We start from the raw sequence: 17,591 nt of genomic DNA, 5'->3' as shown, positions 1-17,591 counted from the left end.
GTGACACACTACCTTATGCATAGGTATCCCAAAACAAAAGCTTATACTTATCAATAACTTAGACTAAGATTTAGACAGCGTTTTAAAATTTCACTTAATAAAATAATCCATTTATTCATCATTGTGAGCGAAGCTTTGCTTCATTCATATTCATTAAATTATCAACTTATCAAATTTAGGAAATTGCTTTATGTCTGGTCGCGTTGGAGTAATGCTATTAAACTTAGGAGGCCCTGAAAAGCTAGAAGATGTCTATCTTTTCTTGTATAACCTATTCGCCGATCCAGAAATCATTCGCCTCCCCTTTCCTTTTTTACAAAAGCCGATCGCCTCATTGATCGCTGCTAGTCGCGCCCCCATCAGTCAAGAAAATTACCGTATGATCGGCGGTGGTTCACCATTGCTCCAAATTACCAAAGAGCAAGGTGAAAATATTGAGAATGTCTTGCAACGACATGGTGTCGATGCAAAGGTCTATGTCGCCATGCGCTATTGGCATCCCTACACCGAAGAAACGATCGCCCAAATCAAACAGGATGGCATTACCAGACTTGTGGTGTTGCCTCTATATCCACAATATTCCATCAGCACCAGTGGTTCGAGCATTAAGCAACTTGATGCACTTTGGGAAAATGACCCCGAACTTCAAGCGATCGAGAAAATTACGATTAAGTCTTGGTATGAGCGCACTGGCTACATTCGCGCCATGAATGATTTAATCAATTCTAAATTGCAAGATTTTGCCGATCCTGAGAATGTGCATATTTTCTTCAGCGCTCACGGTGTCCCTGTGAAATATGTGACCAAATACGGCGATCCCTATCAATCAGAAATGGAAAACTGTGTTGACGGGATTATGAAGGCTTTGCGCCGAGACTATCAACGCTATAACGCGCATACTCTCGCTTATCAGAGTCGTGTTGGTCCCGTCGAATGGCTCCAGCCCTATACTGAGGAAGCAATTAAGAATTTAGCAAAGCGTGGCGTTAACGATCTTTTAGTTGTGCCGATTAGTTTTGTGTCGGAACATATTGAGACTTTGCAAGAAATCGATATTGAGTATCGTGAAGTTGCAGAAGAAGCGGGGATTCACAACTTTGATCGCGTTCCTGCTTTAAATAGTCATCCAATTTTTATCAACGACCTCGCGGAATTGGTAATGGAATCACTCGGTACAACTAAAGCTGCTGCGATCGCTGCTTAGCGAGTTTATATAAGAGAGATGATGATGTGCGTCATCTCTCTTATGGCTACAGCTATAAATCCCCTGAGTCTCAAGACAAAGGAGCAAAACCGAAAGTAGCATTAAACATGCGACACCAGACCGCTATTGATTGGTATTTGTCGATTTGTATATCCTTAGGGATTGCATAGCGTTGCTTGCCATTAAAACTCTTGAGAGGCGCAATCACTGTATAGTCTGCTTCAGCGATCGCATAAGCTGGTGGCTTCGATATATTCAAAATATTAGGCGATCGATGCAAAATCACGAATAGGTCGGGACCATTCTCTGAGGTCTTAAAACCTTCGTCAAGTTCAATAAAATAATTTCCATTTTCCTGTGCAATGCGAGCCTTACCTTTAGTGGGATGCTCTGCACTGATAAAACTTCCAGATCTTGATGTTGTGGGGGCTGACACATTAGCAGATTTGCCATCCTTCATAGCGTCGCCTTTCATAGCATCATTCTTAATCGTGTCAGCAGGCTTGGTTGCAGAGGTAGATGCGGGAGTTGCTTCAGTTGTTGTGGTGGATGTAGCGGAACATGAAATAATTGCCGCAGTCAAAGTCAACCCAGCAATAAGTCCCATAAATCTATAGTTCATTGTTGTAAGCTCTCTTCCCAAAATTGATGTGAAGTAATCCTTTTGAAGTTTACTTATTGGATATACGGATGAGTTGGCACATTGGATGAAGTAATTTTAACGTCAGTTCGACGAAAGCAAAAAATGGTAAGAATCGCTAAGCGATTCTTACCATTTTTTGCCATTTGTGGCGTGCGAAGCACGCCGCAAATGGCTATATCGAACTCACGTTAATTTTATAGCTAAAGTAACTTGTCTTCGGACAAATCAAAAACCAAGAATTGATTGGCGGCGCTCCGCGCCGCCAATCAATTCTTGGTTATTACACTTATAGCGTGTTAGAGAAGTTTTTACCCCCCCTTAATCCCCCCTTTGCAAGGGGGGATTAAGGGGGGGTAAAAGCAGGAATTTACGCTAACTTCTCAAACACGCTCTTAGCGCTTTTACAGCAAACCTTTTATTGCTATGTATAAAAGCTAAACTTCCCCTTTCATGACCATTTCGCCTTTGGGTTCGGGCATATCTTTATTTGGCTCAATCGTAATAATTAATGTTGTAGATTGTTTAAGAGCGCTAGCTAATGGAATCTTCATAAAGACTTTGCCTTGCTCATCAGGACGGAACTGAGCGCAATCAAACTTTTTGCCATCAACGATCGCCCAAAGCCGATAACTATTGTCCTGAGGAATTTGCCTCAGATTCTGAATGCTGATCATCGCAGCTTTTTCAGTTGGCGCAATCATTACACTTCCCGAAGCAGCAGGAATTGCTCCCATGCCTTTGAGCGAGATCATGCGATTGTCGGAACCTTGTAACATCGCAATTGTTGCACGATGTTTTTGTAACTCGATTTGATTAGAGGCGATTTGTTGACGCATTTGGTAATTGTCTAAGCCAAGGGCAATTAGGGCGATCGCACCAATACTACTTAAACCAATTGTGGCTAATTTCCAGAGATTTTTGCGACGAGGAGATCGCTTGGGTGATGCTAAAGGAGCGATTACAGAATCTATGGATGAATCGAGAGGCTCTACTATGAGAGATTCAACATTATTGGGAATAACCACCGCCGCAATGCGATCGCGCAGACTACTAGCTGGATGAGTTTCACTTAAGCCAAGCGGAAGCATCGCTAACGTATCTTGTAGATAATCGATTTCTGTAACTATTTCTGGATGCTCTGCAATCAGTTGATGCATCTCGGTTACTTCTTCAGGATCGAGATCTCCTAAAACATATCCTGCTAATAATTCTTCCCATTCACAGGGATATTTATTTTGTGGTGTTGTCATAATAATCACTCCAAAGCATCTTGCAAACTTTCTCTCAATCGAATCAATCCACTTCTCGCCCAAGACTTTACCGTTCCCAAAGGAGTATCTAGAGCTTTAGCAATTTCAGTTTGGCTAAGTCCATCAAAATATGCCATTTCTAATACTTGGCAATGCTTTTCAGGCAAATTGGCTAGCGCTAATTTTACTTTTTCTGAACGTTCAGTAAGTGACGCATTTTCCATAAGTGATGAGTTTCTGATGTCATGTTCTGAAGAAATGCTCTGTTCCCATTTTTGGAGATGCTGTTGTTGCGATCGCGTTTTACGAATACGATCAATTGCTCGCGATCGGGTCAAAACTGACAAAAAAGTAGTGATTGAACCTCTTTTACTGTCGTAGGTACTATTCCGACTTAGCAAAATAAATATCTCTTGAGTCAGATCTTCCGCTTCTTGGGGGCTACCTAAGATCCTTAATGATATTCGGTAAACCAACTCACCATAGCGATCGTAGAAGATGCCAAAAGCTTGACTGCTTCCCGATCGCCAAGCTTGCAGTATTTCTACATCGGTTTGCTCGGAGAGTTTCATAGCGAGAGTAAATAAGCATCATTACTATACATACGCATCCTAAGCCAGAACGGATGAGTTATCAACCTTAGCCTTGCACTCAAGTGCGGGCTAATCATCCGAAAGTTATGGGTTAACTTCTTGCTCTTTCCAATTTCCTTGCTTATCCCGTAGATAGACCCAGCGATTTTGGGGCGTACCTCGTAATTCAAGGCGATCAACTTCAATGGGTTGTAGCAATAGTAAACAAAAAGAAGTCAGTGGTTGTATAGGATCAGGTGGGGACACTTCGAGAAACTCAACTCGCGGCTCTCTTGGATGCGCCCATGTAAACTGTGTTCTAGCAGGTTCTGAAAGAGCTTGCCACGCCTCTACGCGCACTTGCTGGAGTTCTAAATCTGATTCACTATCAATTAATAGCAGTTTGCCAAGTATCCGAAATTGCGATCGCGTTTTTGTGAAATACCAACTTATCTCCGCCCAAGGGTTTGCAGATATTTGGTCAATCTTTTGACTACGCGCATCGGTCACGATTTTTAAACAGTCTTGAAAGCGATCGCTATTTTCGAGAAACCCACGAAATACGACGGTTCGATTGCGTGGACGCTGCTCCAAATCAATCGTAGCGAGTTGTAAAAATCTTGCTTCGGGTTGGTTGCGGTGCTGATGTAAACTTCGAGCTAGATGCGATCGCCACATAAAAACGTTGCAGAAGTGATGAGAGGGTTAAGTTTGCTAAGCCGCTTGTATAGTCTACCGATGACTAAAACAGGCATCTGATTTAATGACAATCCGATCTAATCCCATAGTTTTCACCTTAGAGGTGCAGAAAAGCCTGAAAAGCGTTACTAGGCATAGAATCTCATCATGAGACAAGATGCAAAAAGGGACAAGAGATGAGATACTCAAGTTCCTCAACAAAAGATCTTAAACAAATGCCCCACTTATATCTTCAGCTACAACAACAACTGCGTCAATGGATCAATCCCAAGGATAAACGACATCTTCAAGGATTTGCAGAGTCTGTAGCCGCGATATTGCAGTCAGGCAGTGCAAGTTTGAGTCATTGGTTGCCCTAGCCATCGAGAGTGCCAAGCCAGAAGCCAGATGGAAAGACTAAGCTACTTTGTGCATAATCCGCATATCATCACCGAAACATTCTATAACCCAATTGATAAATTTCTGCGTGAATGCTATGCCCCTACAGGTTTCTATTAACAATCCAATTTTTCCTTTTTCCTTTTTCCTTGTCACTGGCAGCAGAGATCCCCGACTTTTTCTTTGCTATCAAAGGGAATTGACAAGTTCACAAAAAAAGTCGGGGATCTGGTTACTTTAGTTCCACAATTTTAGATTATTGTAACAGAGCAACTCTAACCCTTTCTCAAAAATCTCATCGATCGCTAGCATCTCACCATCAAGAGTCATGAACTTGTGATCCTTAGTAGCTCTAAGGCGATCGCCATTTTCTAGCTCATATTCAAAGACTTCTTGATTACCGCGATCGTGCCACTGGGCAATGGATTGGGTATAGACAAAGCCATTCTCATCAACACTGTAAACCTGACATTCGATTTGATGCTCTACGATTTTACCGATGGGCATCAAACCATATTCGACAGTTCGCACCAAAGTATCGTAACTGAGACAATACTCTGCAAAAATCACCATCTGATCGAATAGATCATTAGAAATCTCCGACCTAATTCCATTCTTAGCACAACCATCAAGAAAAATAGAACGCTGCTTTTCCATTTCTTCAGGCTTCTTTTTACCCATCGCCCGACGCAATAAATCCGCAGCGCCGAGGGAATATCCTGCCAAATCCTGCGCCATTTTCATAATTTGCTCTTGATAGCAATTATGAGTAACAATTCCATTTGCCAAGAAATAGGGAGCGGTTTGGTCTACCATTTCAATGTCGAAACATTCACTAGTTCCCCAGTCTTCAATAGATGCCACAAATACAGGACGAACATCTTTCAAGGAATTAGAATCTAATTCAAAAAGGAATGATCTATAAGTGATAGTGTCTCCAGTTTCATTTAGAGGTTTTAACTCATGGGCAAACTGATCTCCCTGTGGTGTGAGAAAGCGATGTTCTGGCGTACAGTAAATCTCTGTACCTGTTGATAGCGTGATTTTGACAATGGACTTGATACCACTTTGCCATTGCTTTGCAACCTTTGCTGACCATACGCGCTTACCATCAGACGAGAGAATTACATCACCCTTACGGATATTCTCAATTGGTGTGCTTGTGCCATCAGGTTTCGCAATTAAAGTTCCTTTAGCTAAGCATAATACTCCATAGGTATTATTTAGAATTGGTTCTAAGGTATGGTGCTGATACTCGATCGCTTCTCTGCCATGCTTACGATTAATAAACTTTGGAATTAGCCCAGCATCCAATGGACCAGGACGATAAAGTGCCAGAATTGAAGAAATATCTTCAATATTGGAAGGCTTGAGATCTTTGACGATCTGCTTCATGCCTGAAGATTCTAATTGGAAGACTCCTTCTAGATCACCTTTTTCCAATAGCTTATAGGTTTTTTGATTTGCCTCCGTAGACATGTCGGGGGCGATCGCATCAATATGGAAATTTGGATCTTGATTGTTGCGAATTAGCTTACTCGTATGCTCAATGGTTGTCAGGTTTCGTAGTCCTAAGAAGTCCATTTTTAGCAAGCCAAGGGATTCCAAATCCTCCATCGTGTATTGCGTGACCACTTGACCTTCATTACTACGCTGCAATGGTACAACCTCATCCAATGGAAATGGTGAAATCACCACACCCGCCGCGTGAACACCTGAACTTTTGTTCACCCCTTCGATACGCATCGCCATGTCCAGCCATTCAAATACTTTCGCATCTTGTTTGTAGCGATCGCGAAATTCGGGTGCAGGGGACTCCTCGGAAATCATCACCTTCAGCTTGGCTGGCTTACCGCGAGAAACAGGAATCATCTTCGCCATTTTGTCGGATTCACTGTAGGACACATCTAGTACTCGCGCCACATCCTTGAGAACTGCCTTAGAGGTTAAGCGGTTAAAGGTGACAATTTGAGCAACTCGTTCTTGTCCATAGCGTTGTGTTACATAATCAATCAATTCACTACGGTGATCGATACAGAAGTCCGTATCAATATCAGGCATCGACTTCCGTTCAGGATTGAGAAATCTTTCAAACAGAAGTCCATGATGGATCGGGTCAATATTCGTAATTCCCAAAGAATAGGCAACCAAAGAACCTGCGGCACTACCCCGTCCTGGCCCCACAGGAATCTGCTTGTCTCTTGCGTATTTGATGTAGTCCCAAACCACCAAAAAGTAAGTAGAGAAACCCATCTGCATAATGATGCCTAGCTCAAAACGCAAACGCTCTTGATATTCGGCAGAAATCTCGGCATGGGTCTTGGCATTAAATCTTTGGAGTAAGCCTTGCCATGTCACCTCTTCAAAATAAGTATCGGCAGTATGCCCTTCAGGAATGGGATAATCCGCAGCACGGGGATCGCGCATGAGGTCGTAGGGCTTAACTTTGGCGGCAGCATGGAGAGTATTCGCTAGAGCTTCTTCGATCACATCATCTTCCAAATGATCCCGAAATAACTGCCGCATCTCATCATAGGATTTAAAATATTCCATTCCGCTATAACGCAGACGCTTTTCATCAGAAATTAATTTGCCAGTTTGGATGCAGAGTAATGCATCATGGGCTTCCACATCCATGCAAGAGGTAAAGTGGGAGTCGTTTGTGGCAATTACTCTGATCTCTAGTTCCTTGGCAATCTTGCAAATTTCCACATTTACAACGCGATCTTCAGGATAACCATGATCTTGAATTTCTAGATAATAATCATCGCCAAAATGTTCTTTATACCAAGCCGCCACTTCTCTCGCGAGTTTCGGATCACCATTCATAATTGCTTGAGGAACTTCTCCTGCTAAGCAACCAGAAGTGAGCATTAAGCCTTCTTTATATTGCAGTAAATATTCTTTATTAATGCAAGGACGGGCGAAAATCCCTTTGCCTTGATAGCCTTGCAAATGGGAAATGGTGGTGAGTTTAACCAGATTGCGATAACCCTGCGTATCTTTAGCGAGAACGCATTGGTGATATTTTTTCTTTTTATCTTCTCTTTTATACTGGATGGTAATGTCGCCATTGAGGACATACATTTCATTACCAATGATTGGCTTAATTCCTTTAGATTTGCAGATCTTGATTAGCTCGATCGCTCCATACATCACCCCATGATCGGTTAAGGCGATCGCAGGCATTCCCAGTTCGACGGCGCGATTGACCATATCAGGGATTTGGCTTGCCCCATCAAGCAAACTATATTCAGTATGAACGTGCAGCCCAACAAATCCAGTCATAGTGATCTACAAAATCAAATTCAAACAGTCAGGTTAACATGATCCATCATAAATTTTTAAAAAGTATGGCTTCGCCATACTTTTTAAAAATTTATGATGGTGCGGCTTCTTACAACAAAGCTCTAAGTTTTAGGCAGATGTTGCTGAAGCTAACTCTTGCTTCTGCTCATTAAGTTGTTCAAGAATTGGAGAACTCTCTAACTCAGAGCTGCTGGCAAGACGTTGTTTTTGCAAATCCAGAGCCGCTTTAATTAAGCCTTGGAAAAGTGGATGGGGACGACTTGGGCGAGATTGGAACTCAGGATGGAATTGTGTAGCGATAAAGTATGGATGGCTAGGAAACTCGATCGCTTCGACTAAACGCCCATCGGGAGAAGTACCACTAATCACATAACCTGACTCCAGAAATAGCGATCGATAGGCATTATTAAACTCATAACGATGGCGATGACGTTCATAAATTACTGACTCTTTATAGAGATCACCAACTAGGGTGTTCGGCGCAAGACGACAGGCGTATAGACCTAAACGCATTGTGCCGCCGAGATTAACTACATCTTGCTGTTCGGGTAGGAGGTGAATGACAGGATTTTTGGATTCTGGATCAAACTCGGCACTATTGGCATCGCCTAATTGTCCGACATTTCTCGCCCAATCAATCACCGCACATTGCATTCCTAAACATAATCCTAGGAATGGAATCTGATGATCGCGGGCATATTTCACAGCGGCAACTTTGCCATCAACGCCACGATGACCAAATCCACCAGGAACCACGATCGCATGGACATCTTTGAGGAATTTCTCTGCGCCATAGGCTTCGATGTCTTCGGAGTTGATCCATCGCAAATTCACATTGCTGTTAACGGCGATCGCGCCATGTTTAAGGGCTTCGATCACCGAAAGATAGGCATCGGTTAAGCGCACATACTTACCCACGATCGCTACTTCTACTTGATGCTCAGAGCGATAGAGACGCTCGACAAGGGTTTGCCAACTGCGAAGATCGGGTTGACGTTGTTGCATACCGAGGAGTCGCAATACTTGCTCCGCTAAGCCTTCTCGCTCCATCGCTAGCGGTACTTCGTAGATGCTCTTCACATCTTGTCCTGTCATTACGCATTCTGGCAGGACGTTGCAAAATTCGGAGATTTTATCCTTGATGTTTTGAGGTAAGGGGCGATCGCTACGACAAACTAAAATATCGGGCTGAATCCCTACGGATTGCAATTCCTTAACTGAGTGTTGTGTGGGCTTAGTTTTCATCTCCCCTGCGGAGGCAATCCAAGGCATGAGCGTAACGTGCATGTACACCACATTTTGCCGCCCCACATCCTTACGAAACTGACGAATTGCTTCGATAAATGGTAGGGATTCAATATCGCCAACCGTACCGCCAATTTCGACAATCACGAGATCGGGATTACCATTATTCGCTACCCGATGAATTCGTTCTTTAATTTCATTGGTGATATGGGGGATCACCTGCACCGTGCCACCTTGATAGTCGCCGCGCCGCTCTTTATTGATCACACCTTGATAGATCGCGCCTGTGGTGACATTGCTCAGCTTTGACATCGAAGTATCAGTAAAGCGCTCATAATGTCCCAAATCGAGATCGGTCTCAGCGCCATCTTCGGTAACAAAAACTTCCCCATGTTGAAAAGGACTCATCGTCCCAGGATCAACGTTGATATAGGGATCAAGTTTCAGAATTGCGATCGAATAATCCCTAGATTTAAGTAATCGTCCCAAACTTGCGGCAACGATGCCCTTCCCAATGCTAGAGACAACACCGCCAGTCACAAAGATATACTTAGCCATAAAAATTTCGTTATTAGGGTGCATTGTTTTATCGTTTCGTAAACAATGCTTAACAAAGTGATTATATAGCAGGAGCTTACGCTCAGATATTTGAGAATAAAGCAATCCTAAATGTTTTGTGAGAATGTGTTATGGCTATAGCCAGCCAAGTCAGGACATAAAACCCAAAAGAGAGTTGCGGCGCGAAGCGCCGCAACTCTCTTTTGGGTTTTGGCTTTGTCTTAACATTGATGTCTATAGCTATACTTAGTGGCAGATTCTCACAAAACATTTAATATCACAAATAGATCAGAATTGTAATAGGTATTTCAGAGTACGTAGCGAAATAAGCGTGATACTGCTCTACTTTAATCCCAGAATAGCCTCAAGTTTTAGATCAATGAAGATAAATTTATTCATAGAAGTATGGAAATAATTCTGATTCTAGAATATAGCGAGTAGCTTGACGAAATAGAGCTTGACAAGTACCAGTTGCTAGTTCGCGATGGTTAGGAATAGTTAAAGTTTCTTTGCCAAGAGAAGTGATACGACGCAGTTTAATATGACTACCTCTTTGACTATGAACTTCAAACCCAAATCTCTTAAAAATAGCGATCGCATCTGCGCCAGATAGTCGTTTAAGCTTTGACATATTCAGGTTGTAGTTCAAAGGTAACCAAAATTGATGGATTAGGAACTAAACCGAAATCTTCAGGGTTTTCATCTTCTAAATGTAATCCAACTGCTTCTATGAGATTCTCGACAACTTCATCCAGAGTACTTCCCTGTGTTACTACTGAGATTCCCAAACATTCCGCGACATAGCCACCCTCTAAATTTGAGCGAATAAAAGAATTAATATTTTGCTGAAGTTTAATATGGCTTTTCATTTATCTATGTCTCTTAACCTTTTGGCGGTATTAAATTTAGAAGTTTAGATTAGTTTCATTTCAAGCCCTACACAATTGACTGTAGGCTAACTATTTTTAATTGTATTACAGCTTTTATGACCAATTATACCCATTCCTAAAAGTGTCGCCCCACTCTTGGGAATTAAAACCAATTCTAGTGATGGTTTTAAAAACACAAAATGGTCTAGCCGTTTTGTGTTTTGGGATTACCCCAAATACCGCCCAATGGTTGAAGTCAGGATTTAGTTTTAACCATACAATAGAGTTAAGTTTTGCAAAGTTTAGAGCAGACACATTAGGAAATTTTAAGGATGGATACTTGGGAAAGCTTTCGGATGGCGGGCAAAACCCTTGCGGCTAATCGCTTGCGTAGTACATTAACGATGCTCGGTATCATTATCGGTAATGCTTCCGTAATTTTGATGGTGGGAATTGGGCAAGGGGCGCAAAAGTACGCTGCTGAGCAGTTTCAGTCCCTTGGTACGGATGTCATCTTTGTGATTACTGGTACTGACAATGCGCGTCGGAATGTAATCGCACCGCCCAATCGCCTAGTACTAGCCGATGCCGAGGCGATCGCCACCCAAGTCCCCACCGTTCGCAGTGTTGCACCGCAGATTAACGGCTCGGAGCTAGCGATCGCAGGTAACAATACTAAACGCGCCACGCTAATCGGTACGACCGATACCTATGCGATCGTTCGCAATGCGGAAGTTAGTGTGGGCAGATTTTTTAATGAGGAAGACCTTAAGCGAAATGCAAGGGTAATCACGATTGGGGCAGCGATCGCTAAGGAATTATTTCCACAGGGATCGCCTGTCGGTCAAACAGTACGAATCCGAGGCACTAGCTATGAAGTAATCGGACTCATGTCAGAAAAAGGCGCGTTTCTGGGCACAAACCAAGATGACACGATTTTTCTGCCAATTACGACGATGACTAGCCAACTTACGGGTAAAACTTCTCCCTATGGTGTGGCTGTCGCCGTAATTAATGTGTCAGCGACAAGCAATGCCAATGTGGACGCAGCGCAATTCCAAATTTCTAACCTATTGCGACTGCGTCACCGCACTTCTGATGTGAATGCTGACGATACATTTACAGTGCGTACCCAACAGGATGCTCTAGAAATCGTCGGTAATATTACAGGCGCATTGACGATCATGCTGGCGGCGATCGCAGGGATTTCGCTGCTAGTTGGGGGCATTGGCATTATGAATATTATGCTGGTATCAGTCACCGAGCGCACCAGCGAAATCGGACTCCGCAAAGCGATCGGCGCTTCACCCAGCGATATTCTCACCCAGTTCACGATCGAGGCAGTGATTTTGTCATTGCTAGGAGGAGCGATCGGTACAGGGATTGGGGTTAGTGGCATTTTATTCATCGCCGCAGTTTCACCTTTGCAAGCGGGGGTATCGGTTGCAGCAATTTGTCTAGCCGTCGGTGTTTCGGGTGGAATTGGTTTGTTCTTTGGGATTTTCCCCGCCCGACAAGCATCCAGACTCGATCCCATTGTGGCTTTGAGAAGTATTTAGCAAAAGCATAGGAGGCAGCGCGAAGCGCTGCCTCTCATTAGAAAATAAATTTATGATTACTACCAACGCGATCGCATCTATTCCCGAAATATCTGATGATTCCAGACGAGAAATCGTCCGTCTGAATAATGTCTGTAAATTCTATGGTCAAGACGATACCCTCGTAAAAGCCCTAGATGATGTTAGCTTTGTGATTAAAGAAGGCGAATATTGCGCGATTATGGGTGCTTCTGGTTCAGGCAAATCCACTTGCATGAATATTATTGGCTGTCTGGATAGCAGTACATCGGGGCAATATTTTCTGGATGAACAAGATGTCTCTCATATGGAGGAAGGCGATCTTGCGAGAGTCCGCAATCTCAAAATTGGCTTTATCTTTCAGCAATATCATCTCTTGTCACAACTCACAGCAATGGAGAATGTGATGTTACCGATGGCGTATGCCAATATTCGTCCTAAAGAACAAAAAGAACGAGCGGCGGCGGCTCTAGAACGGGTTGCCATGGGACATCGGTTAAATAATCGACCTAACCAAATGTCAGGTGGACAGCAACAAAGGGTGGCGATCGCGAGGGCGATCGTGAATAATCCTGTGATGTTGCTTGCCGATGAACCTACAGGGGCGCTAGATTCGCATACTACGCAGGAAGTAATGGAGTTATTTGGTGAGTTAAATGCGAGTGGGATTACGGTGGTGATGGTCACCCATGAAGCCGATGTTGCTAGAAGTTCGCGACGGATTATTTGGTTTCGTGATGGTCAAATTATTCATGATCATCTATCTCCCTCGGATTTGAATCATGTTATTTAATAGAAAGGCGGCGCTTCGCGCCGCCTTTCTATTAAATAACTGATATTACGTGAAAGTCTCCAAGACCCTCACCCCTAGCCCCTCTCCCAGAGGGAGAGGGGAACAAGAAAGAATCCATAAACTCTCTTGCTCCCCTTCTCCCAATGGGAGAAGGGGCTGGGGGATGAGGGCAGATCTTTACTCCGAGTAAAGTGCGTTAGATCATTTATTTTCGATCGCGATCGCCTCAATCTCATCGGCAGGTTTAAATCCAAAAATTTGGGAATAGAAATAGAACTCACCATCAAGGGCGCGTTTAATATTCTCGGCTTTACGGAAGCCATGTTGTTCGCCTTCAAAGGGAACATAGGCAACGGGCAAACCTTTTTTGCGTAGAGCATCCACCATCATTTCTGCTTGATTCGGGGGGACGACTTTATCTTCTAAACCTTGGAAGAAGGCGATTGCACAGGATAGCTTATCGGTGAAGTGAATTGGCGATCGCTGGATATAGAGATCCTTTTGTTCAGGATATTTACCAATCAAACTATCGAGATAACGTGACTCAAATTTATGGGTATCCGTCGCAAGAGCTTCAAGATCACAGATTCCATAATGACTTGCACCTGCTTTGAAATCATCGCGAAATGTCAAAGCGCAAAGGGTCGTGTAACCGCCAGCACTGCCTCCCGAAATCGCCAAGCGATCGCCATCTACTAAACCTTTATCGGCGAGAAATTTCGCACCATTAGCGCAGTCATCGACATCGACGATGCCCCAATTACCTTTGAGGCGATCGCGATATTCGCGTCCATAACCAGTGCTGCCGCCGTAGTTGACATCTAGCACCGCAAAGCCGCGACTTGTCCAATATTGAATACCTAGACTCAGGCTTCCTGATGTTGAAGCTGTGGGACCACCATGACTTTTGACCAGCAAAGGTGGTTTTTCAGAGTCATCTGCTTGGAAATCCTTGTTTTTAGGAGGATAAAATAATCCATAGGCTGTTTTCCCATTCTCTGTGGGAAATTCTATGGACTGAGCGGCGGAAATATAGTCTGGGTCAAGTTGTAAATCAGAAGCAACACGGATTTTTTGCCAAGTGCCCGTTTGTAAATCTAGCAAGACGATCGCCGTTGGTTCCGTGGCTGAACCACCATGAAACACAGCGCGATCGCCTTCGCAATGCAATCCTGAAATCGAAGTAAAGGGAGTAGAAATTGATTGTAAACCTGTTCCTAAATTAGCAGGATCGAGAATTGCTAAATGGGATTTGCCATGCTCTGTATAGGAACAGAGGATTTTGCCATCACCTGTAAAGTCATAGTTAGTCATCCCAAATACCCACTGCGGCAACCCAAATTCGGCGGATTTGGGACAGAGCGATTCAATAGTAATAGCTTCTACGGAAGTACGATAAAGATTCCACCAACCAGTGCGATCGCTTACAAAGTAGAGATTGCCATCGGGCGACCATTCTGGCTGAAATATTGACTCTTCAATACCACCTGTGACCAGTTGCGGATTTTGAATTGTGATCACTCCAGTCTCTGATTCCACAAGATCAGCAACCCAAAGTTCGGTTCCATCCCAAGGCATATTGGGGTGATCCCAGCTAATCCATGCGAGTTTATCACCAGTGGCATTTAATCGTGGCGAAGCGTAAAAATCTGCACCTGTAACCAACACATGAATATCTTCACCATTGCTAGTATTTACAGCAACTATGGTATTGATTGGTTCGCCGCCGCCTGTATGATCTTCGCGCACACAGATCAATTTGCCATAAATCCGATTCCAGACAAAATCAGCATAGCGATAGGCACTTTCGGTCGTTAAGGGTTTGCATGAACTACCGCCAATTTTGCGATAAATGCAGCGATCGCTAAAGTTAGAGAAATAAATGCGTCCATCTTCTACTAGATATTCGCCGCCACCATATTCATGGACTAGCGATCGCACGTTGAGGGATGCGGGTGTCATTTCGCGATAATTGCCATCCATGTCATAGCGCATAATCACGTTGCGCCCACCTTCTGTTGGTCTGCCTTCATTCCAATAGACATTCTCCCCATCAATGGCGATCGCGCCGAGGCGAATACTACTAGAAACGATCAAATCAGAACTAATTGGTGATTTCCAAGAACCGTAAGGGGCAGCAGACATAAGTTTATGGTAAGGATTGCAATCTTGATTATATCGCAAGAAAAGATTGGAAAGCGAACCCTGCGGATTCGCTTTCCAATCTTTTCTTGTTACTGATGTTACGTGGAACTAAGATGAAGAATCTCTTGTTGCTAGCACGACAGGGCAACCACGGGGGGATTGCCCCTACCCCAATAATTTAGATTTTGTAGGGACTGTGCCCCCGTGCCAGCCCTAGACTTAGATGATCGTAGGCATTCCATCCACATAACATCAGTTGTTAGACAATTGGTGCGGATAGTAGGGGCTTGGTCTCCAAGCCCAAATTTCTATTTCTATGTAACATTAGTAAGTTATACAGGAACTCGGTTAGAGCGATTTTGCCAATAGAAGAAAATGGCAATATTAATCCATTTGAAAATGTAATAAAGACTAGTAAAGATAACGAAAAATATAACTGTACCTAGGAAAAAATTAGGATTCCCTAGGTTGCGAATGGCATCTTGGATCACACTTTGCGGATTGGTGAACACATCCCAACTATTTAAGCGATTCACTCTTCCCCAATACACGCCGATCGCACAGATAAAGTTTATGCTTACTTCCAGCAAAGTTATCTTTCTAGTCAGTTTGAGCCAATCTACATATTGAACCAGCTTAATTAAAGAAATCACATAGCACTGGAAGCCCATCATTATAAAGGCGATATATTGAGGAATCAGCACAAAAATAAGACCATTGTCAGAAACATCGGAGCGCATATCCCTGACAAAATGAATTATGTCAGTAATCACATAGGGAGCATTGGGCAGAAATAATATAAAAACTACTAGCCCAAACCACCACAGAGGATTAATAGGTAATCGCCTTGGCGATCGCTTGGCAAATAAAATAAAACTAAGTACGCAGGGAATCATTGCTAAGAAAAGATTCCAAGCCATAAAACTATCAAGATTTTGCCAAAACAACTCGATTGCTGCTGCCATTGTTTTTACTCCGTAGTATGTTGATTAAGTTACCTAAGATTAACTTCTATGATAAATAGTTTCCCAATTTCACAGGGCTGGTTAATAGCGATCGTCCTCAATACGATCCTTGGTGCGATCGCTTTACTATTACCTCGCAAAGTCTTAACCACCGCAGGTATTTGCCATGCATGGGCATTAGGAATAACGGTCTGGGGCTGTCTGGGATGGCAAGGTTATCTTGTCATTTTAAGCTATCTGATCGTCGGTTCGGGGGTAACTCGCATCGGTAAGGACATCAAAGAAGCGAAAGGTATTGCCGAGAAACGTGACGGTGCAAGAGGTCCTGAAAATCTTTGGGGTTCGGCTGCTACAGGTGCGGTTTGCGCGATCGGTCAGGTGATCGCTCCCAATCCCTTGTGGTTATTAGCCTATGTCGCTAGTCTCAGCACCAAACTTGCGGATACGACGGCCAGTGAAATTGGCAAGGCTTACGGTAAAAGTACATTTTTGATCACCACACTCAAGCCAGTTGCCGCAGGTACAGAGGGCGCTATTAGCTTAGAAGGCACAATCGCAGGAATTATCGGTTCGCTAGTAATCGCCGCCATTGGTTGGGCAGTGGGATTATTAACTAGTCCTTGGGATCTGCTTTGGTGTGCGATCGCCGCTTTTATTGCCACCAATATCGAAAGCCTAATCGGAGCCACTTTGCAAGAAAAATATGACTGGCTCACCAATGAGCTTGTTAATGGAATTAACACAACAATTGGAGCAGCGATCGCAGTGTTAATTGTACAGTTATTACAAATATTTAATCTTAAGTTAACGTAGATTTAACCTTATTAGTTAAATTACAAATTTGATTTACTAGGTTTGATTTGATTCCCAAAATCCTTTTTGTTAGCGGATATAGCCAATTATTTTCCAGATTTTAACTAATGGCTAAAATTTCTCACTTTGCAATTACAATAAATAACATATTCCCATTTATTGTTTAATTTACTTTTGTATAAAGTGGAGCTTGATCTTGACTACAATTGACTTGTTTAATAACGCAAAAGACTTTGTGATCTTCCCCGCAGGTCAAGTGATCTTTGAAAAGGGTGGACTCGCTGATCATATGTATGCGATCGTGGAAGGGGAAGTAGAAATTTCGATAGATGGTAAGTTGCTAGACACCACGGCTGCTGGCGGAATCGTTGGGGAAATGGCTCTGATTAGTTCCAGTCCAAGAAGCGCCACCGCGATCGCTAAAACTGAATGTAAGCTAGTTCCTGTCGATCACAAGCGATTTACCTTCTTAGTGCAACAAACTCCTAATTTTGCACTTAATGTGATGAAAATCATGGTTGAAAGAATCAGAAAACTAGATGCTCTTGTCTTATCGATTCAACAAGATTAG

General features: G+C 43.2%; 15 protein-coding genes and 1 pseudogene. 6 read left to right on the top strand and 10 right to left on the bottom strand.

Features of this window, described 5'->3' with window-relative positions; translation table 11 throughout:
* Positions 1-190: 190 nt before the first annotated feature.
* Positions 191-1,204 (top strand): ferrochelatase, encoded by a 1,014-nt coding sequence (gene hemH / locus VB775_RS01260; protein WP_281008477.1) that lies wholly within the window; start codon positions 191-193, stop codon positions 1,202-1,204.
* 70 nt (positions 1,205-1,274) lie between these two features.
* Here the strand turns inward: hemH and VB775_RS01255 are convergent, their stop codons facing one another.
* The 4 genes from VB775_RS01255 to VB775_RS01240 all read right to left on the bottom strand — a co-directional run bounded on the left by VB775_RS01255 (position 1,275) and on the right by VB775_RS01240 (position 4,347).
* Positions 1,275-1,826, bottom strand: a complete 552-nt coding sequence (locus VB775_RS01255) for a DM13 domain-containing protein (protein ID WP_281008476.1) — start codon at positions 1,824-1,826, stop codon at positions 1,275-1,277.
* Between the two features lie 455 nt (positions 1,827-2,281).
* Positions 2,282-3,097, bottom strand: coding sequence for an anti-sigma factor (locus VB775_RS01250; RefSeq protein ID WP_281008475.1), 816 nt, complete (start codon positions 3,095-3,097; stop codon positions 2,282-2,284).
* A gap of 5 nt (positions 3,098-3,102) precedes the next feature.
* Positions 3,103-3,669 carry a sigma-70 family RNA polymerase sigma factor gene (locus VB775_RS01245; RefSeq protein WP_281008474.1) on the bottom strand — a complete coding sequence of 189 codons (567 nt, stop codon included), beginning with the start codon at positions 3,667-3,669 and terminating at the stop codon, positions 3,103-3,105.
* Positions 3,670-3,774: 105 nt separating this feature from the next.
* Positions 3,775-4,347 carry an Npun_F5749 family FMN-dependent PPOX-type flavoprotein gene (locus VB775_RS01240; RefSeq protein ID WP_281008473.1) on the bottom strand — a complete coding sequence of 191 codons (573 nt, stop codon included), beginning with the start codon at positions 4,345-4,347 and terminating at the stop codon, positions 3,775-3,777.
* 236 nt (positions 4,348-4,583) lie between these two features.
* On the opposite strand from VB775_RS01240, the pseudogene VB775_RS01235 reads away from it, so the two are divergent.
* A pseudogene (locus VB775_RS01235) lies at positions 4,584-4,827 on the top strand (IS4 family transposase); the annotation flags it as partial.
* Positions 4,828-4,983: 156 nt separating this feature from the next.
* On the opposite strand, the gene dnaE reads toward VB775_RS01235, so the two are convergent.
* From dnaE to VB775_RS01215, 4 genes are all read right to left on the bottom strand, one after another.
* Positions 4,984-8,034, bottom strand: a complete 3,051-nt coding sequence (gene dnaE, locus VB775_RS01230; protein ID WP_281008472.1) for a DNA polymerase III subunit alpha — start codon at positions 8,032-8,034, stop codon at positions 4,984-4,986.
* A 129-nt stretch (positions 8,035-8,163) separates the two neighbouring features.
* Entirely contained in the window at positions 8,164-9,858 is a 1,695-nt protein-coding gene (locus VB775_RS01225) for a CTP synthase (RefSeq protein WP_281008471.1), read from the bottom strand.
* Positions 9,859-10,249: 391 nt separating this feature from the next.
* Positions 10,250-10,489 (bottom strand): type II toxin-antitoxin system HicA family toxin, encoded by a 240-nt coding sequence (locus tag VB775_RS01220; protein WP_190578841.1) that lies wholly within the window; start codon positions 10,487-10,489, stop codon positions 10,250-10,252.
* Positions 10,476-10,727, bottom strand: coding sequence for a type II toxin-antitoxin system HicB family antitoxin (locus tag VB775_RS01215; protein ID WP_281008470.1), 252 nt, complete (start codon positions 10,725-10,727; stop codon positions 10,476-10,478). The genes VB775_RS01220 and VB775_RS01215 overlap by 14 nt, the downstream gene beginning before the upstream one ends.
* A 332-nt stretch (positions 10,728-11,059) precedes the next feature.
* On the opposite strand from VB775_RS01215, the gene VB775_RS01210 reads away from it, so the two are divergent.
* A complete protein-coding gene (locus tag VB775_RS01210; RefSeq protein WP_281008469.1) occupies positions 11,060-12,286 on the top strand; it encodes an ABC transporter permease in 1,227 nt (408 codons plus the stop codon).
* A gap of 52 nt (positions 12,287-12,338) precedes the next feature.
* Positions 12,339-13,097, top strand: a complete 759-nt coding sequence (locus tag VB775_RS01205) for an ABC transporter ATP-binding protein (protein ID WP_281008468.1) — start codon at positions 12,339-12,341, stop codon at positions 13,095-13,097.
* Positions 13,098-13,298: 201 nt separating this feature from the next.
* On the opposite strand, the gene VB775_RS01200 is transcribed toward VB775_RS01205, so the two are convergent.
* Entirely contained in the window at positions 13,299-15,242 is a 1,944-nt protein-coding gene (locus VB775_RS01200; RefSeq protein WP_281008467.1) for a S9 family peptidase, read from the bottom strand.
* A gap of 332 nt (positions 15,243-15,574) precedes the next feature.
* The gene (locus tag VB775_RS01195) at positions 15,575-16,207 is read right to left on the bottom strand and encodes a DUF1361 domain-containing protein (RefSeq protein ID WP_281008466.1); all 633 of its coding nucleotides are present in this window, start codon (positions 16,205-16,207) and stop codon (positions 15,575-15,577) included.
* A gap of 48 nt (positions 16,208-16,255) precedes the next feature.
* On the opposite strand from VB775_RS01195, the gene VB775_RS01190 reads away from it, so the two are divergent.
* Both VB775_RS01190 and VB775_RS01185 read left to right on the top strand, forming a co-directional pair.
* Positions 16,256-17,020, top strand: coding sequence for a TIGR00297 family protein (locus VB775_RS01190; RefSeq protein ID WP_281008465.1), 765 nt, complete (start codon positions 16,256-16,258; stop codon positions 17,018-17,020).
* Positions 17,021-17,216: 196 nt separating this feature from the next.
* Positions 17,217-17,591 (top strand): cyclic nucleotide-binding domain-containing protein, encoded by a 375-nt coding sequence (locus tag VB775_RS01185; RefSeq protein WP_281008464.1) that lies wholly within the window; start codon positions 17,217-17,219, stop codon positions 17,589-17,591.

The organism is Pseudanabaena sp. CCNP1317, from assembly GCF_034931345.1.
Taxonomy (GTDB): domain Bacteria; phylum Cyanobacteriota; class Cyanobacteriia; order Pseudanabaenales; family Pseudanabaenaceae; genus Pseudanabaena; species Pseudanabaena galeata.
The sequence above is the reverse complement of the archived record's forward strand: the minus strand, read 5'-3'. Positions and strand labels throughout refer to the sequence as shown.

What these genes read in the sequence shown, in the direction of transcription:
- hemH (WP_281008477.1), top strand. Translation starts at nt 191, where the DNA reads ATGTCTGGTCGCGTTGGAGTAATGCTATTAAACTTAGGAGGCCCTGAA.
- VB775_RS01255 (WP_281008476.1), bottom strand. Translation starts at nt 1,826, where the DNA reads ATGAACTATAGATTTATGGGACTTATTGCTGGGTTGACTTTGACTGCG.
- VB775_RS01250 (WP_281008475.1), bottom strand. Translation starts at nt 3,097, where the DNA reads ATGACAACACCACAAAATAAATATCCCTGTGAATGGGAAGAATTATTA.
- VB775_RS01245 (WP_281008474.1), bottom strand. Translation starts at nt 3,669, where the DNA reads ATGAAACTCTCCGAGCAAACCGATGTAGAAATACTGCAAGCTTGGCGA.
- VB775_RS01240 (WP_281008473.1), bottom strand. Translation starts at nt 4,347, where the DNA reads ATGTGGCGATCGCATCTAGCTCGAAGTTTACATCAGCACCGCAACCAA.
- dnaE (WP_281008472.1), bottom strand. Translation starts at nt 8,034, where the DNA reads ATGACTGGATTTGTTGGGCTGCACGTTCATACTGAATATAGTTTGCTT.
- VB775_RS01225 (WP_281008471.1), bottom strand. Translation starts at nt 9,858, where the DNA reads ATGGCTAAGTATATCTTTGTGACTGGCGGTGTTGTCTCTAGCATTGGG.
- VB775_RS01220 (WP_190578841.1), bottom strand. Translation starts at nt 10,489, where the DNA reads ATGTCAAAGCTTAAACGACTATCTGGCGCAGATGCGATCGCTATTTTT.
- VB775_RS01215 (WP_281008470.1), bottom strand. Translation starts at nt 10,727, where the DNA reads ATGAAAAGCCATATTAAACTTCAGCAAAATATTAATTCTTTTATTCGC.
- VB775_RS01210 (WP_281008469.1), top strand. Translation starts at nt 11,060, where the DNA reads ATGGATACTTGGGAAAGCTTTCGGATGGCGGGCAAAACCCTTGCGGCT.
- VB775_RS01205 (WP_281008468.1), top strand. Translation starts at nt 12,339, where the DNA reads ATGATTACTACCAACGCGATCGCATCTATTCCCGAAATATCTGATGAT.
- VB775_RS01200 (WP_281008467.1), bottom strand. Translation starts at nt 15,242, where the DNA reads ATGTCTGCTGCCCCTTACGGTTCTTGGAAATCACCAATTAGTTCTGAT.
- VB775_RS01195 (WP_281008466.1), bottom strand. Translation starts at nt 16,207, where the DNA reads ATGGCAGCAGCAATCGAGTTGTTTTGGCAAAATCTTGATAGTTTTATG.
- VB775_RS01190 (WP_281008465.1), top strand. Translation starts at nt 16,256, where the DNA reads ATGATAAATAGTTTCCCAATTTCACAGGGCTGGTTAATAGCGATCGTC.